This window comes from Ruegeria sp. BHSB172 (assembly GCF_059613165.1).
In genome coordinates this window covers 1-14,398 of sequence record NZ_JBXWRZ010000034.1, presented here as the reverse complement: position 1 = coordinate 14,398, position 14,398 = coordinate 1, and the positions used below count along the sequence as shown (strand labels likewise).

General features: G+C 59.3%; 14 protein-coding genes, 1 tRNA gene and 1 pseudogene. 6 read left to right on the top strand and 10 right to left on the bottom strand.

The features are described 5' to 3' along the window. Nucleotides 1–49 precede the first annotated feature (49 nt). From AC2FM3_RS13745 to AC2FM3_RS13720, 6 genes are read right to left on the bottom strand one after another with little or no spacing between them, the layout of a single operon-like run. Nucleotides 50–856, bottom strand: coding sequence for an MBL fold metallo-hydrolase (locus AC2FM3_RS13745; protein ID WP_496682762.1), 807 nt, complete (start codon nucleotides 854–856; stop codon nucleotides 50–52). Next, nucleotides 853–1,668, bottom strand: a complete 816-nt coding sequence (locus tag AC2FM3_RS13740) for a TatD family hydrolase (protein ID WP_496682759.1) — start codon at nucleotides 1,666–1,668, stop codon at nucleotides 853–855. Before AC2FM3_RS13740 ends, AC2FM3_RS13745 begins: the two co-directional genes overlap by 4 nt. Then, nucleotides 1,665–2,786 (bottom strand): DNA polymerase III subunit delta', encoded by a 1,122-nt coding sequence (locus AC2FM3_RS13735; RefSeq protein WP_496682756.1) that lies wholly within the window; start codon nucleotides 2,784–2,786, stop codon nucleotides 1,665–1,667. The genes AC2FM3_RS13740 and AC2FM3_RS13735 overlap by 4 nt, the downstream gene beginning before the upstream one ends. Further along, entirely contained in the window at nucleotides 2,783–3,424 is a 642-nt protein-coding gene (gene tmk, locus AC2FM3_RS13730; protein ID WP_496682753.1) for a dTMP kinase, read from the bottom strand. The genes AC2FM3_RS13735 and tmk overlap by 4 nt, the downstream gene beginning before the upstream one ends. Continuing rightward, nucleotides 3,421–4,587, bottom strand: a complete 1,167-nt coding sequence (locus AC2FM3_RS13725) for a D-alanyl-D-alanine carboxypeptidase family protein (protein WP_496682750.1) — start codon at nucleotides 4,585–4,587, stop codon at nucleotides 3,421–3,423. Before AC2FM3_RS13725 ends, tmk begins: the two co-directional genes overlap by 4 nt. A gap of 15 nt (nucleotides 4,588–4,602) precedes the next feature. Continuing rightward, nucleotides 4,603–5,757 carry an SPOR domain-containing protein gene (locus tag AC2FM3_RS13720; protein ID WP_496682747.1) on the bottom strand — a complete coding sequence of 385 codons (1,155 nt, stop codon included), beginning with the start codon at nucleotides 5,755–5,757 and terminating at the stop codon, nucleotides 4,603–4,605. 205 nt (nucleotides 5,758–5,962) lie between these two features. On the opposite strand from AC2FM3_RS13720, the gene AC2FM3_RS13715 reads away from it, so the two are divergent. Further along, a tRNA-Ser gene (locus tag AC2FM3_RS13715) sits at nucleotides 5,963–6,052 on the top strand. Nucleotides 6,053–6,427: 375 nt separating this feature from the next. Here the strand turns inward: AC2FM3_RS13715 and AC2FM3_RS13710 are convergent. Next, nucleotides 6,428–7,528, bottom strand: coding sequence for a recombinase family protein (locus AC2FM3_RS13710; RefSeq protein ID WP_496682744.1), 1,101 nt, complete (start codon nucleotides 7,526–7,528; stop codon nucleotides 6,428–6,430). Between the two features lie 51 nt (nucleotides 7,529–7,579). On the opposite strand from AC2FM3_RS13710, the gene AC2FM3_RS13705 reads away from it, so the two are divergent. The 4 genes and pseudogenes from AC2FM3_RS13705 (at nucleotide 7,580) to AC2FM3_RS13690 (ending at nucleotide 10,699) form a co-directional block, all read left to right on the top strand. Next, nucleotides 7,580–8,284 carry an IS6 family transposase gene (locus tag AC2FM3_RS13705; RefSeq protein WP_496682741.1) on the top strand — a complete coding sequence of 235 codons (705 nt, stop codon included), beginning with the start codon at nucleotides 7,580–7,582 and terminating at the stop codon, nucleotides 8,282–8,284. 750 nt (nucleotides 8,285–9,034) lie between these two features. Beyond that, nucleotides 9,035–9,574, top strand: coding sequence for a hypothetical protein (locus tag AC2FM3_RS13700; protein ID WP_496682738.1), 540 nt, complete (start codon nucleotides 9,035–9,037; stop codon nucleotides 9,572–9,574). Between the two features lie 104 nt (nucleotides 9,575–9,678). Then, nucleotides 9,679–9,963, top strand: a complete 285-nt coding sequence (locus AC2FM3_RS13695; RefSeq protein WP_496682735.1) for a hypothetical protein — start codon at nucleotides 9,679–9,681, stop codon at nucleotides 9,961–9,963. Nucleotides 9,964–9,994: 31 nt separating this feature from the next. Then, nucleotides 9,995–10,699 (top strand): annotated as a pseudogene (locus tag AC2FM3_RS13690) (IS6 family transposase). Between the two features lie 277 nt (nucleotides 10,700–10,976). On the opposite strand, the gene AC2FM3_RS13685 reads toward AC2FM3_RS13690, so the two are convergent. Next, entirely contained in the window at nucleotides 10,977–11,909 is a 933-nt protein-coding gene (locus tag AC2FM3_RS13685; RefSeq protein ID WP_496682732.1) for an SdiA-regulated domain-containing protein, read from the bottom strand. A gap of 182 nt (nucleotides 11,910–12,091) precedes the next feature. On the opposite strand from AC2FM3_RS13685, the gene AC2FM3_RS13680 reads away from it, so the two are divergent. After that, the gene (locus AC2FM3_RS13680) at nucleotides 12,092–12,850 is read left to right on the top strand and encodes a hypothetical protein (RefSeq protein WP_496682730.1); all 759 of its coding nucleotides are present in this window, start codon (nucleotides 12,092–12,094) and stop codon (nucleotides 12,848–12,850) included. On the opposite strand, the gene AC2FM3_RS13675 is transcribed toward AC2FM3_RS13680, so the two are convergent. Next, the gene (locus tag AC2FM3_RS13675; RefSeq protein WP_496682727.1) at nucleotides 12,851–13,792 is read right to left on the bottom strand and encodes a metallophosphoesterase family protein; all 942 of its coding nucleotides are present in this window, start codon (nucleotides 13,790–13,792) and stop codon (nucleotides 12,851–12,853) included. Continuing rightward, the coding region (locus AC2FM3_RS13670) for a hypothetical protein (protein WP_496682724.1) at nucleotides 13,782–14,398 on the bottom strand (617 nt) is incomplete at its 5' end. The genes AC2FM3_RS13670 and AC2FM3_RS13675, both read right to left, overlap by 11 nt.

Below are 14,398 nucleotides of genomic sequence, written 5' to 3'. Positions count from 1 at the left end.
ACGGTTCGCCTCGGTTCGTTCTGCGTCGTGCCTGTCGCGACGGGGGTGGTCATGCGCCCGGCAACGGCTGTTCGATCATCAATCCGTCATGGGCGGGGGTTACATGGTCGGGGGTTTCCCTGTCGACCGTGGCATAGTCCAGATCGATGTGCATGTTGGTCAGGATCGCCCGCTTGGGCTGCAACTGTTCGATCCAGCCCAGGGTCTTGTCCAGATGGGCATGGGTCGGATGCGGGCTGCGGCGCAGAGCGTCGATCACCAGGCAGTCCAGGCCTTCCAACTCGGGCCAGGCGTCGTCATAGATCTCGGCCACGTCCGGCAGATAGGCCAGATCACCGATCCTGAACCCCAGCGCGTCGATCGAGCCATGGTTGACCTTGAAGGGCCGGAACGGGATCGGGCCGCCGGGTCCGTCAACCGCGAACGGGCCATCGATGGTCTTGAGGTCGAGGATCGGCGGGTACGGCGACCCCTCGGGTTGGATGAAGGCATAGCCGAACCGCCCCAGCAGCGCGTTTTGCGTGTCGCCGTCGGCCCAGACCCGGACTCGGCTGCGCATGTTGAACACGATCATGCGCAGATCGTCGATGCCATGCACATGGTCGGCGTGCGAGTGGGTATAGACCACACCGTCCAGCCGCCCGGTGCCGGTATCCAGCAGTTGGCTGCGCATGTCGGGCGAGGTATCGATCAACACCGAGGTCGTGCCGTCCGGGCCGTCGCGTTCGACCAGCATCGAGCAACGGCGGCGGCGGTTGCGCGGGTTTCCGGGATCGCATTCGCCCCAGTGTCCGCCCAGGCGCGGCACCCCGCCGGACGAGCCGCAACCAAGGATCGTGCAGCGCAGCGTCGTCATGCGGCGGCCTCGTGGGCGGCGGCCTTGGTGAACAGGCGGTCGAAATTGGCCTGGGTGCGGGCCGCGAATTCGGCATAGTCCAGCCCGAAAAGTTCGGCGCCGACGCGGGCGGTGTGGGCGGTGAAAGCCGGTTCGTTGCGTTTGCCGCGATGCGGCGGCGGGGCAAGATAGGGGGCGTCGGTTTCTACCAGAATTCGATCAATGGGCGCGGCGGCGAAGATTTCGCGCAGTTCGTGGCTTTTGGGAAAGGCCGCGATGCCCGACATCGACAGGTAGAACCCCAGATCCAGCGCCGCCTGGGCCAGTTCGGCCGAGGAGGAAAAGCAATGCATCACACAGGAATAGGGCGCGTTGCGAAACTCGGCGCCCAGAATGTCGGCCATGTCGGAATCGGCTGCGCGGGCGTGGATGATCAGCGGCAGCCCGGTGCGCTGGGCGGCCTCGATATGGATGCGCAGCGACTTTTTCTGAACCTCGGCGCTGTCCGCGGTATAGTGATAGTCCAGCCCGGTTTCGCCGATGCCCACGAATTTCGGGTGCGCGGCCAGTGCGACCAGCTCGTCGACAGTGGCCATCGGCTCTTCGGCGGCACTCATGGGGTGGGTGCCGGCGGCATAGAACACCGGGGCATGCGCCTCGGCGATGGCGCGTACGGCCGGTTCGTTGCGTAGGCGGGTGCAGATCGTGACCATGCGGGTCACGCCGGCCTGTCGCGCGCGCGTGATGATCTCGTCCAACTGGCCCTCGAAGTCGGGAAAGTCCAGGTGGCAGTGACTGTCGGTGATCGCGGGTGGGGGGCTGGTGTCGTTCATCTGCTCGGGCCGGCGGAGTCCTGTATCTTGAACACCGTATCTAGGACCAGAGCGGCAGGGTCAAGGTTCACCGCCTGACCGTGACGGGCCCTTGCGGATACGGCCGCGGCAACCTCGGCCCACCGGCGGGCCATCTGCGGCGAATTCGACAGCCGCCGGAGCGTTTCCGACTCGTTCGGTGCGGCCTCGGGGCTGGGGGGTGCGCCGGTTGCGCCGGTCAGGGCCAGGCGCGACAGCGCGATGTCGATCAGGTTCAGCAGCAGGTCGAACCGGTCCGCCGCTCCGCGCTGCGCGGCAGCCTCGGCCAAGGCCAGAGCGCGTTGCCGGTCCAGCCGGGGGAGGGTGCCTAGAATGCCGATCACTTCGGCATAGATGTCAAGCCCGCCCAGGTTCAGCAGTCGGACTGCCTCGCCGACCGAGCCCGCCCCGAGGGCGGCCAGATGGTCGGGGTTGGGCGGCAGGTCGGCACCGGCCTGAGCCAGCGCCGCCTGCATGTCCGACGGCGACAGCGGCGACAGGCGCAGGGTCCGGCAACGCGACCGGATTGTCGGCAGCAGCCGCGAGGGCTGGTGCGAAACCAGTAGCAGCGTGGTGCGGGCCGGCGGCTCTTCGAGCATCTTCAGCAGGGCGTTCGCCGCACTGGCGTTCATGTCGTCGGCCGTATCCACGATCACGACACGGCGCCCGCCATCGGCGGCGGACAGCCCGAAAAAACGGCCGAGCTTTCGGATATCCTCGACCACGATTTCGTTGCGCATCTTGTCCTTTTCGTTCACCGAGCGGGTCACGACCGCAAGCCCGGGTTCAGCCCCGGCCAGCATGCGATGGGCCACCGGATGATCGGGCGCGATGTCCAAAGATGTGGGAGCCGGAGGGGCTTCGAACAGCCCGTCCTCCTGCGGGGCCGGGGTCGCCAGAAGGAAGCGGGCGATGCGCCAGGCCAGCGTCGCTTTGCCCACGCCACGCGGCCCGGTCAGAAGCCAGCCGTGATGCAGCCGCCCGGAGGCGAAGGCCGACAGGAAGTCGCGTTCGGCCGCGTCCTGACCGAACAGTTGTTGCGTCTGACGCGGGTGCGGCGCGCCGGGCACCTGATCCGGGGGAAGAATGTCGTCGGTCATGTCTGTTGCAGGGGGCGCAAGGTCTGATGCACGATGTCCGCCACGTCGCGGGCCACGCTGTCGACGTCGCGGTTGCCGTCGATGACGCGGAACCGGTTCGGAAACTCTTTGGCAAGATCCAGAAAGCCCCCGCGCATCCGGCGTTGCAGGTCGGGACCGAAATCCTCGTACCGTTCTTCGGCGCCCTGCCGGCTCTTGGCCCGGGCCAGGCCGGTGTCTGGGTCCATGTCGATCAACAGGGTCAGATCGGGTTCGCGCCGGATCATCAGGGCGTGCAACTTGTCCACCAGCGCGCGCAGATCGCCGCGCGACAGGCCCTGATACAGCCGGGTGCTGTCCGCGAACCGGTCGCAGATCACGATCTTGCCTGCCGCCAGGGCCGGCTCGATGGTACGCTCCAGATGGTCGCGGCGTGCGGCGGTGAACAGCAGGATCTCGGTTTCCGCCGACCAGCGGTCGGGGTCGCCCTCAAGCACCAGCCGACGGATCTCCTCGGCGCCGGGTGAGCCGCCGGGTTCGCGGGTCAGCACCACGTCATGGCCTGCGGCGCGCAGGGCTTCCGCCAGCAGACGTGCCTGGGTGGATTTGCCCGATCCGTCGATCCCTTCGAAGGTCAGGAAAAGCCCGCGCCCGCTCACATCGACTCCAGCGGGGAATTGATAACATCCTTCAGCACGATGCCGCCAACTGCCATCAGACGCACCACGAAGCCGCCCAGCGGTACGTCCTGGGACGCATAAAGAGGGCGACGGATCTCGGGCAGGCCTTCGGGCTTGACCACCAGTTCGGCCAGTTTCTGGCCTTTCCGGATCGGGGCGTTTACCGGCCCCTGATAGACCACTTCGGCCGGAACGTTCTGGTCGCCCAGCACCGGGAACAGCAGGGTCAGGTCGCCATCTGGCACCAGGCCAACGGTCTTCTGGGCGCCCATCCAGACCTTGGCCTGGGCTATCGGCGTTTCGGCGGTGGCAACTTTCCTCTCGACAAAATTTCGAAACGACCAGTTAACCACGGCCTCGGCCTCCTCTGCGCGGCGGGCGGTGCTTTCCAGCCCGGACAGAACGAAGATCACCCGCCGGTCGCCCTGCTGGGCCGATCCGACAAGGCCATAGCCGGCCTCTTGCGTGTGGCCGGTCTTCAGCCCGTCAGCGCCGATGTCGAGCTTGAGAAGCGGGTTGCGGTTATTGACGTTCGACGGTGCGCGCCCGTCGAATTCAAAGGTTTCCTCTGCGAACAGCGGGTAATATTCCGGGAAATCGGTGATCAGGCGGTCCGCCAGGATGGCCAGATCCTTGACCGACATCATTTGACCGGCCGCGGGCCAGCCGTTGGAGTTGGCGAAGGTCGAGTTGGTCATGCCAAGTTGCTTGGCGCGCTGGGTCATGTAGCGGGCAAAGCCCGCCTCTGTTCCGTCCGGGCTGAGCGCTTCGGCAATGACGACGCAGGCATCGTTGCCCGACAGCACGATGATGCCCCGCAGCAGGTCCTCGACCCGGACGCGGTCCTGTGTGTTCAGGAACATGGTCGACCCGCCATAGCTCATGGCGTGTTCCGACACCGGCAGCTTTTCATCCAGCGTCAGGCGGCCGTCGCGCAGCGCCTCGAACGCCACATAGAGCGTCATCAGCTTGGACATCGACGCGGGCGGCAGCGGCTCGTCGGCATTCTTGGCCAGCAGAACCGTCCCAGTCGTCTGGTCCATCACATAGGCCGCCCGCGCCGAGGTGTCGAAGGCCAGAGCGGGCAGCGCCGCCAGCATCAGGCCGATGGCAAGAAGGAGGGTTCGAATCAAAGTCGGCATCTTGGGCCTCCCTGTCTATTTCGCGGCGATGAAGGCGTCGGAGAACCCGAGATCCTTCATGTCGCCGAGGATTGCGCGGCGTTCCGCCCTTGTGGCAGCCGGACCCACGAGAACCCGCCAGACCTGTTTGTCGCCCGAAGTTACTTGTTGAACCTGTGCCGACAGGCCGTTCTTGCTGACCTTGTCAGCGGCGGCTTTGGCATTTGCCTCTTCGCTGAACGTCCCGATCTGCACAAAGGGTTTTGTCAGGTTTGAACTGGCCGATTCCGAGCCGGTGCTGGCTGGTGTGGCTTCGGAGGCCTCGATCGCGGCAGCTGCGCCGGCAATCGGGTCCAGCGGGGTCTCCGTGATTTCATCCTTGGGCTTTTTCTGCCACCATTTTCGCTTGGCCGGTTTCTCGGCCGGCGGGGTCACGACGGGGTCGGCCAGGGTGGCGGTCGCGTCAGAGGCGGGGGGCGCCTGCTGGGGCGCCGTCGCGGCAACGGCCGCAGCGCCCGCCGCCACTTCGGCTGCCGCACCGGTCGCGGCGGTTTCGTCGGATTTATTCTTTTGCCACCATTTCCGCTTTGCGGGTTTTTCTTCCGGCGCAGTAGTCGCCTCCGAGTCGGTCTTGTCGGGCGTCTCGTCCTTGGTTGCGCTGTCTGCGGCGTCCGCGGCGACATCTTCAGCCGGTTCCGCTTCGGGTGCCGGGGGTTCGACCACCTCGCGGCGCAGAGCCACCACGGTCAGGCGCGCCGGCGCGCCAGCCAGCAACCCGAGTTTCTCGGCTGCCGCCGAGGACACCTGCAGCGCCGGACCGGGCAGATTCCGTTCGCGCCGGAACAACGCGCCCGTAACCCACTTGTCATTGGCCGTATTCGTGATTTTGACTCGTTCGGGTTGGGCTACGTTGGGGTGGGCCACCCAGACGCCACCCAGTGACGGGCGTCCGTCCCACAGGCCGGCCTCGGTCACCTGAAAAACGTCCGGTGCTTCGACGTCGCGTTGCGAGGGGCCTGCTATGTCCGGAAGAAGCTCGGTTGCTCCGCCGTTGGGCTGTCCATCGGGCTTCGGCTTGCTTGCCTGACCGCCAGCCAGCAGCGCCTCATCACAACCGCTCAACGCCACCAAAGCCATTATCGCAACAGCCGCCGTCCACCGGCCAAAGCGTGTCTGTGTCGCAGTTTCCATGTTTTGCGTTCCCTTGCCTGTATGGCCGGGTCGGACCCCGTCCTAGCTGCCGCCCTCTGGTTCTGTTGCCAGTATGCCGCAGCCATATCGCGCGGATCATAGCCCGCGTGTATCGGCAAGAAAAGACAGAGGAACCGGGCTCGGCAAGAAATCCCTCTTTTTGCTTGCCACGGCCGGGTCTTGGCCTTAGACCGCTGCCTGCGCCGGGGAGGTGGCAGAGTGGTCGAATGCGGCGGTCTTGAAAACCGTTGGGCGTGAGAGCGTCCCCAGGGTTCGAATCCCTGTCTCCCCGCCACTCATACCTGTCTCACTTCAGTTGTATTTTCTGATCCGGAATTGTTACGCAATTCCCGCGCGTTGGCGCATGCGCTTTCAATCAGGGACGAAGCAAACCGTACATTCAGAGGACAATTCAGGCGCGAGTCTCAGTGTCGCATTTTAGCGGGGTCGCTTTGGGCTGGATTTCCCTGATAACCTGCAATTTACAGGGAATATTCGCAAACCGGGACTGACTTCCGTCATTTCTTCTATCAGAACTGTATGTTTCTCAGAGGTTTATGTTGCAAATTCCCTAAAAGGTGGAACAGGGAATTTCCTCGTGCGAACAGGGAATTGTTCCGCCGGATCAGGGAGGGCGAAGTCTGTATCAGGGACGCAGGAGCTGGAGATGTCAGAAGCCGAACAGGCGTTCCTGTTCGGACCATTCAAGTGGGTGGGTCACGCTGACCAGACGCTTGAGTGTGAGTTCGGGCGGCTGGCTCCCGTCGAGAATCGCCGTTTGAATCTTTGGTGAGAGAAAGGCGAGCTGAGCACGGGTGCGGATGAAGGCGTCAGGGACGCTTTCGCGGCGGGCAATCTCCATCAGTTGAACTCCGGCCTTCAGATCACGGGCCCAGCCATGGGCGCGGATCAGCATGGACCGGAGGTGGGGATCAGGTTGGGGTGCCATGTCTCCGGCGATGACCTTGGCCTCGACGCCGCGGCGGCGCAGATCGAAAGATGCGGTGACGTGGGTGAGATCCGGGTGCAGATGATCGGCCGCGATGCCAAGTGCGCTTGCCAGAGTTTTGGGGTTAAATTCGAGGTCGATCTGTCCTCGTGCAAGTTTGCCTTTGGCCAGAAGAGCAGCGCCGATCTGACAGCCATGGCCTAGAAGCCGGGTTACTAAATCCGCAACTGAAGTCTGAACTGCCTCGGCTGACCCGGCCTCCGGCTGCGCCAGTACTTGGTGCGCCGCGGCGGCGTCTTGCAAATGTCTGACGATGACATCAATGACCGCGTTTTCCAGCGCTGGGCCGGGCAGTCGCCAGCCAGAGATATCCTTGCCGCCTGAGATCAGTCGATTGGAGATATAGTAGCGCAACCGTCGGCCTTTGCGCGTGGTGTGGGTCGGCGTCAACCGATCACCAGTTTCGTCATACAGCAGACCGGTGAGCCAGGCCCCGGGGTCAGTGGAGTGTTGGCGCGCATCGGAGTCGCCGCGTGCCCGCGAGCGGTTGGAGGCCTGTCGCATTTTTTCCTGCACCCGGTCCCAGATGTCCTGATCGATGATCGCCGGATGTTGTCCGTCCCAGATCTTATCCTTGTGGCGGATTTTTCCGAGATAGACCGGATTGCGCAGCAGGTAATAGATTTGACCCCGTGACAGCGGACAATCCCCCTTCACACTGCCATCTGTCCGAACAACCCGTTTTGACCGCAGGTCTTCTGCCGTTGCCCGTTCTTCTACTTTGCGCAGGCAACCAAGCTCGTCATAAAGCCCAAAGGGCATTGTCAGATAAACCGGCTTGAGACGGGTGGGGCGGATTTGTAGCGTCCAGCCATGACCAAACGATCCCCGTTTCGCTATTTCAAAACCAGCCCCGAGATCATCCGGCTGGCGGTGATGCTGTATGTTCGGTTCCCGCTGTCGCTCCGGAACGTGGAAGATTTGCTACACGAGCGGGGCATCGACGTGAGCCACGAGGCCGTTCGGTTTTGGTGGCACAGGTTTGGCCCGATGTTCGCGGCCGAGATCCGGAAACGGCGGACCGAAGGCATGCGTTCGAGCCGCTGGCGCTGGCACCTCGACGAGATGTTCGTGAAGATCAATGGCGAACGCCATTACCTATGGCGAGCTGTGGATCACGAAGGCGAAGTACTGGAAAGCTTCGTTACGAAGAGGCGTGACAAGAAAGCTGCGCTGAAATTCCTAAGAAAAGCAATGAAAAGGCACGGCCGCCCCGAAGTGATCGTGACCGACAGACTCAGAACCTATGGCGCCGCCCTGAAGGAAATCGACGCTGGCCATCGCCGGGAAACGGGGCGCTGGTTGAACAACCGTGCTGAGAATTCACACTTACCATTTCGACGACGGGAACGGGCGATGTTGCGCTTTCGGCGGATGCGAAGTCTGCAGAAATTCGCCGCCGTTCACGCTTCCGTCTACAATCATTTCAATCAGGAACGCAGCCTCACCTCCCGAGCCAACTTCAAGCAAAACCGCGCCGCTGCTCTCACTGAGTGGCGCAATCTCTGCGCGGCATAAGGGACAGCAATCCTGCCCTTGCCGAGACTGGTTAGAATCTGTCTGACAGCACCTAAAATACTGATTGGAATTGTCGGGCTGGTTATTGGACTGGTCGCGGGAGCCCTCTTCGGTGGGGCGATCGTCGGAGGCTCGGCCGCAGGTGCGGGTATTGCGACGGGTATGTCAGCCGGCGTCTGCTCGACCGTGATTGCCGCGCAGGAGGAGGGACTTTTGACCCCTGACCAGGTGGACCAGATCCTCACCCGCGCAGCGGCCGACCTTGCCGAGATGTCCGGTGAGACAGCGCCTGGTGCCGTTGTGGGAAGTACGTCTGACTGCGACGCCGTAATGGAACAAATTCGCTCTGCGGCGAACTGATGGATCAGGCGGTGCTCTCAGGCCGGTGGGGTCTCGCAACAAGAAGTCATGGTATTGCTGTGATGATTTTCACTGGAACGTACGGCATCCGGACAGCGACGTCATGGGCAGAGCTGGCGGCGGTCAACTCGGTCGGGTCACAGTTCGTCCGTTTTCCAAACACGGGGCATGGGGCAACGTTGTTCTCACAATGCGCCAGAGACGTCGCTGCAGCCTTTTTCGATCAACCGGGCGAACCAGTGAATTCTGGCTGCACAGAAGACCTCGTTCCAACATTCCTTGTGCCAGAGGATCCAATCCAATGACACTGTTACGGGTGCGAAATGCGTCCTTCTTGGTCGCCACTTCGCGTACAATTTTCAGTTAAATCGCTAGGTATAGGAGGAAATCATGCGAATTCTAGTTACGGGCCTGGTTGCTGGCTCGTTGTTCGTCGGATCAGCGATTCCTGGTGCTGCGATGTCCGACAAGGAAAAGGCGGCCTTGGCCGCGGCTGCGATCCTTGGCATTGCGGCCCTCGCGCATCACGAAAATCATTATCAGGAAGGATACAGACCTCAAGGACACCACGAGACGGCGATGTTCGAGGCGGGATACCGGGACGGTTTGCACAATGAGCAGTTCGATACGGGCTACGGCACCCGCGCTTACAGCGAAGGCTACGCGGCCGGACATAAAGAGCGTGAGAACAACCTCGCGCACAAGCGAAACAAAGTCCGCGAAGTCAGAGTGCCCGCTGCCGCGATTGCAGGCTGCAGAGACGAGGTTTCATCCAGCTTTGGTGTCAGAGCGCGGGACGTTCACATCATCAAGGCCGGCCAGGAAGGGTCCGACAACTACTATATCGAGATGGCCTCGGGCCACCGTCACGTAATTTGCGGGACGAACTCTCGTGGTCAGGTCTTCAATCTGCGCAACGGTAGATTGTAGCCAACCAAGCAGGCAAATCAGGTGTGACGCGGATGTGATGGTCTGCGCCACACTTGCGTGGGTTGATCCGGCAGTTTTGGCCGTTCAGGGAGGGAGACTTCTTAATGAAGAAACATATGATGCCACCTGCACTTGGCTTTCTGGCGACGCCCGCCTTTGCTCAGGTGCCGCCCGAAGCGCTGGGCACCGGTATGGGGCTCGTTTCAGGGCTCTTGATTGCTGTGGTGGTCGGCGCGGTCGTCGGCTGGGTGTCGACCCTGATTGTCAAGGGGTCCGGCTCTGGACTGGGCCGTGACATCCTGATCGGGATCGGCGGCTCGCTGGTTACCAGCTACCTGTTCCCGGCCATCGGCCTCAATATCGGGTCTTGTCAGAGGAAACCGGCTTGAGGCGGGTAGGGCTGTTTTGTAGCGTCGCCCTATGACCATAAGATCGCGGTTTCACTATTTAAAAACCAGCCCAGAAATCATCCGCTTGGCTGTGATGCTGTAGGTCCGTTTCCCGCTTTCGTTGCGAAATGTCGAAGATCTGCTTCACGAGCACGGGATCGATGTCAGCCACGAAACCGTGCGGTTTTGGTGGCACAGGTTTGGCCCGATGTTTGCCGCCGAGATCCGGAAGCGGCGGATAGAAGGCATGCGTTCGAGCCGCTGGCGCTGGCACCTCGACGAGATGTTCGTGAAGATCAATGGCGAACGCCATTACCTATGGCGAGCTGTGGATCACGAAGGCGAAGTACTGGAAAGCTTCGTTACGAAGAGGCGTGACAAGAAGGCCGCGCTGAAATTTCTAAAGAAAGCAATGCGCAAGCATGGACGCCCGGAAGTCATCGTGACCGACAGGCTCAGATCCTATGGTGCTGCACTGAAGGAAGTTGGCGCTGGCCATCGCCAGGAAACGGGGCGCTGGTTGAATAACCGCGCTGAGTATTCTAACCTGCCGTTCCGACGACGAGAACGAGCTATGCTGCGCTTCCGGCAGATGTGAAGTTTGCAGAAATTCGTATCCGTCCACGCCTCGGTCTACAACCTGTTCAATTCGGAGCGAAGCCTCTACCCCAGACTAAATTTCAAGCTGAACCGCGCCGCTGCTCTCACTGAGTGGCGCAATCTCTGCGCGGCATAAGGGACAGCAATCCTGCCCTTGCCGAGACTGGTTAGAATCTGTCTGACAGCACCGTCTGGGTCGGTGGGAGAATTATCGTTAGGTTTCGCCGGGTTGGTACGTGAAATGGCGCCGGCGAGGATGAACCTGACGCTACTCGAATGTATTGATGGGTGATGTTTTTGAGAAACACAGCGAACAGAGCGCAGATTTACTTAATACGCCGCACATACGACGGCGCTCAATTACACAACCCCGCTATTTTAGCATCTAAAGTAGAGAGCTAGTAGGACAGTCCTCACAACTCCGGCTGCTCAAAAACATAAAGCCGCGATTTCTTGGCATCGTCTGTCAGAATATAGAGAAGCCCTCTCGTCTCATCGAGAGCGATCCCTTCGGGATGTTTAACTTCTTTTTGTTTTCCATCTACTGTGAACGTCAAACTGATAGACTTTACTGACTTGGATTCTGGATTGTAGACGAAGATCTGACGGCCTTTGTCACTCACAATCCAGAGAGAACGTGAGTACCGGGACCATGCCAGGCCACTCAAATCCAGTTCATCATCATCTACACGCTCGGAGATAAAACCTGCATCGCGGGCTAAAGGAATGATCTCAATAATTTCGTCTAGCTCTGGCGATAACACCATCAACAACCTTGGTTCTCCCTCAATGCCAACGAAGACCCGCCCGGAATCCGGGTCAACGGCGATGCCTTCGGGTCCCTTGTTCAAAGGGTTGCCGACGAGTAATTCAGCGGCGGTCGGGAAACCTTTAAGAGATGCGAGAGGTATTTTAGTCAGTTGAATGGGGTCAGTTGGGTGAACGACTAGGATTGATCGGTCAGTTTCTTGAAGCACCAAAACAGACCCATCTTTTCGAGATGCAACACCCTCCAAATCTGATCCTGCCAATGCTGGCAATTTGAAAGAGTTTGCTAATACCCCGTCGACTCCGAGTAGGTGCAGTTTAGGTTCGGCATCACTTACAGACCACAAGAAGCCTTCAGCGTTAGACATTGCCAAACCAGAAGGCTCTGAAAATCCCTCTGATTTGTCTGCCACCTTGAATTTATCGACCAGAACCAAACCAGCACTTTCGGCGCAGGCAAAATCGGTCCAAGGCATGAAGGCTGCCGCAACCAAGCTGGCCGCAAAAGCGAGTCGTCTAAGTTTGCAGAAACACCATGAAATTTGAGCTTTTGACGAAAACACTCTGTTTTCTGTCATTGAATTCTCTCGCGCTTGGACCACATCCCTGTGTCAGCGTTCGTATCACAGTCCGGATGCGATGTCCGAAGAATGCACTGTAATCTCTTTACCTGATCCCGCCTGTTGCGATTGAATTGAATGGGGCATGACGTGCCTTTGGTGAAGTGTAAGCCTTTGGCGCATGCAGGAAGGAAAACAAGTTGAATACGACCCTCACATTTGTGACCGTGTTGTTGATGCTGCTGTTGCCGGGTACTGCGGTGTCACAAGTCGACCCTGCGACGATGCTGGCCGGGGCTTCGGGATCGGAAATTGTTATCGAACGACGTTGGATACAGTTTCGGGGCAAACAGGAACTGTATTTTTTTACTCTCGACGTCATCGTAACGGTCATATTGACTGGACTGATCGTCTATCACCCTGTGAGGCGGAGAGCCCGCAGAAGTGTCAGCGACATCGTCATGCCGCGACTGTTCTTCCTGTACGCGCTTGTCGGTATGGCGGTTGGGTTTCTGGTCGTACAGCACGGATCAATGATCGGTTTTGTCATATTTGGAATCGGAGCCCTGTTGAGGTTCCGATCAAATATGGATGACCCGGTCGACACGGTGGAAATGATTATAGTGACCGTGCTTGGGCTCGCAGTAGGGTTGGGCTTGCCCTTGATGGCCACACTGGTGGCGGTTGTATGTTGGTGTTTCATTTGGCTCGGTGGGCGAAACAAGGGTGTTGAAATTTCGCTCAAGGCTTCAAACGAAGAGCACTCATTGAAAGTCAGCGGGGAAATTGAAGCTATGGCCGCAGACGCTGGCTGGAATTTGGTCAGAAAACACCACGTACCCGGAAAATCTCGCGTTTCTTTGCTTTTCATTACCTCGGGTGGATTGTCGGAAGCTCGGATCGAAGAGATGATAAACGATCTGGTCCCCGAAAAAGTTGAGCTGAAACTCAACCTCTAATCATTTCACAAGGTCCAATCGTTTCAACACCGCATTCGGGGATCTGATCTCTTTCGGGAGCGACTTGAAGTTTACCGACCTTTCGAAATCAGGCCCTCGATATACCGCTATCCCAAACTCTCCGTTCGGCTGGAACGTAACATGAGTGAAGCTGTGAGGTGATCTGGCGCTATCGCCAATAAGCCGCCGCGTGCCACCCCCCAAACAAGCTTGGGAAACATAGGCCACACCGTCTTTCCAGCCTGGGAAGAAGGCATGATGGTGGCCTGACAGATGCAGAACGACACCGCTTTCCAGATAGACTTTTTCAAGTGTTGGGTCACCAATGATTTCGCGTTCTCGCTGGATCGCGAAGGGCCAAAGTGGGAGGTGACTGAAAGTGACAACCGGATTTCCATTTGCACCCAGTTCCACAAGTCGGTCCTGCTGATCACCGGATAGCGGCCCTAAGGTCGTAGCATCCAAAGATGCAAACGTTACGCCCTGCATCTCAAACGCGTAGAAGAAAGGATAGTCATCTGAAACCAGGAAATCGACATCTGGCTTTCTTGGTGTCCATTCCTTCGCATAAATTCTTCTTTCACGCTCAAACGCGCGATAGGCAGATGCGTCGTGGTTTCCGGGCGTGACAGCAAATGGAATTCCGGCACCCGCTATCGGATCTGATACGGCCTCGTGAAACGCCTTCCACATCTCCCTGACCTGTTTGTCTGACAAGTTGGGAATGCGCTGTCCCGCGACCATGTCGCCCGTCGAAATCACCAGATCGGGATCAATCTCAATTATCCGCTCAATCGCTTTGTCGACGCGGGGATCGTATTTTACCGAGCCATAGCTTCCGTTTAGATCCGATATGACGATTACATCCAACGCCGCCGCTTTACAGGCGAACATAGCGGTCCAAATGAACGCCGCAATAGGGGCAGAACGCTTACGGGTCATTACAGTCTAATGCCGCCACCTCGGTGTCGTTTCGCAAAAAGAATGCGACAGGGTTCAAGTCGAACATCAAATCACCACTAGAACAATTGTTCTGTAGGATGGACGTTGCCAACGCGGTGTTTTTCACAACTTGGGCAATCTGCCTATCTGACAACCCAAGACTCTGCGACAACCAGTCATAAATAGCACCTTGCGTTTGAAGGTCACTGTTCAACGCAACCAAGCGACGGTACGTGCTTGGAGAGAAGTGCCGGATCTTCTCGAGCATTTGAGTAGATTTTGCGAAGTTGGCATACTCAACCCGCCCACCAGCATCGTTGTCGTTTAGATTGCTGCGGCGGATCAATATTGCGTTGGCCGGAACATCTCCATCGTTTGGTTGATGGTGCTTGGCTTTCTTATGCCTCAGTTCTCCGTCTTCGACCCAGTACCAGTAGGGCGTGAAATCAATGTTTCCAACACGGTCCTGCTGGCTGAAGATGAAGTCGAGCAGAAGGTGCTGCCAGACGAATGCTAACCGGTCTCCACATGGACAGAATGGCTGTCCCTTAATCGGCGCAGAGACCCCGCCACTCGGCAAGTGCGGCGGCCCGGTCCGACTTGAAG

Bases quoted from the DNA above. Each gene is read 5' to 3' on its own strand.
- AC2FM3_RS13745 (WP_496682762.1), bottom strand. From the start codon at position 856: ATGACGACGCTGCGCTGCACGATCCTTGGTTGCGGCTCGTCCGGCGGG.
- AC2FM3_RS13740 (WP_496682759.1), bottom strand. From the start codon at position 1,668: ATGAACGACACCAGCCCCCCACCCGCGATCACCGACAGTCACTGCCAC.
- AC2FM3_RS13735 (WP_496682756.1), bottom strand. From the start codon at position 2,786: ATGACCGACGACATTCTTCCCCCGGATCAGGTGCCCGGCGCGCCGCAC.
- AC2FM3_RS13725 (WP_496682750.1), bottom strand. From the start codon at position 4,587: ATGCCGACTTTGATTCGAACCCTCCTTCTTGCCATCGGCCTGATGCTG.
- AC2FM3_RS13720 (WP_496682747.1), bottom strand. From the start codon at position 5,757: ATGGAAACTGCGACACAGACACGCTTTGGCCGGTGGACGGCGGCTGTT.
- AC2FM3_RS13710 (WP_496682744.1), bottom strand. From the start codon at position 7,528: ATGCCCTTTGGGCTTTATGACGAGCTTGGTTGCCTGCGCAAAGTAGAA.
- AC2FM3_RS13705 (WP_496682741.1), top strand. From the start codon at position 7,580: ATGACCAAACGATCCCCGTTTCGCTATTTCAAAACCAGCCCCGAGATC.
- AC2FM3_RS13700 (WP_496682738.1), top strand. From the start codon at position 9,035: ATGCGAATTCTAGTTACGGGCCTGGTTGCTGGCTCGTTGTTCGTCGGA.
- AC2FM3_RS13695 (WP_496682735.1), top strand. From the start codon at position 9,679: ATGAAGAAACATATGATGCCACCTGCACTTGGCTTTCTGGCGACGCCC.
- AC2FM3_RS13685 (WP_496682732.1), bottom strand. From the start codon at position 11,909: ATGACAGAAAACAGAGTGTTTTCGTCAAAAGCTCAAATTTCATGGTGT.
- AC2FM3_RS13675 (WP_496682727.1), bottom strand. From the start codon at position 13,792: ATGACCCGTAAGCGTTCTGCCCCTATTGCGGCGTTCATTTGGACCGCT.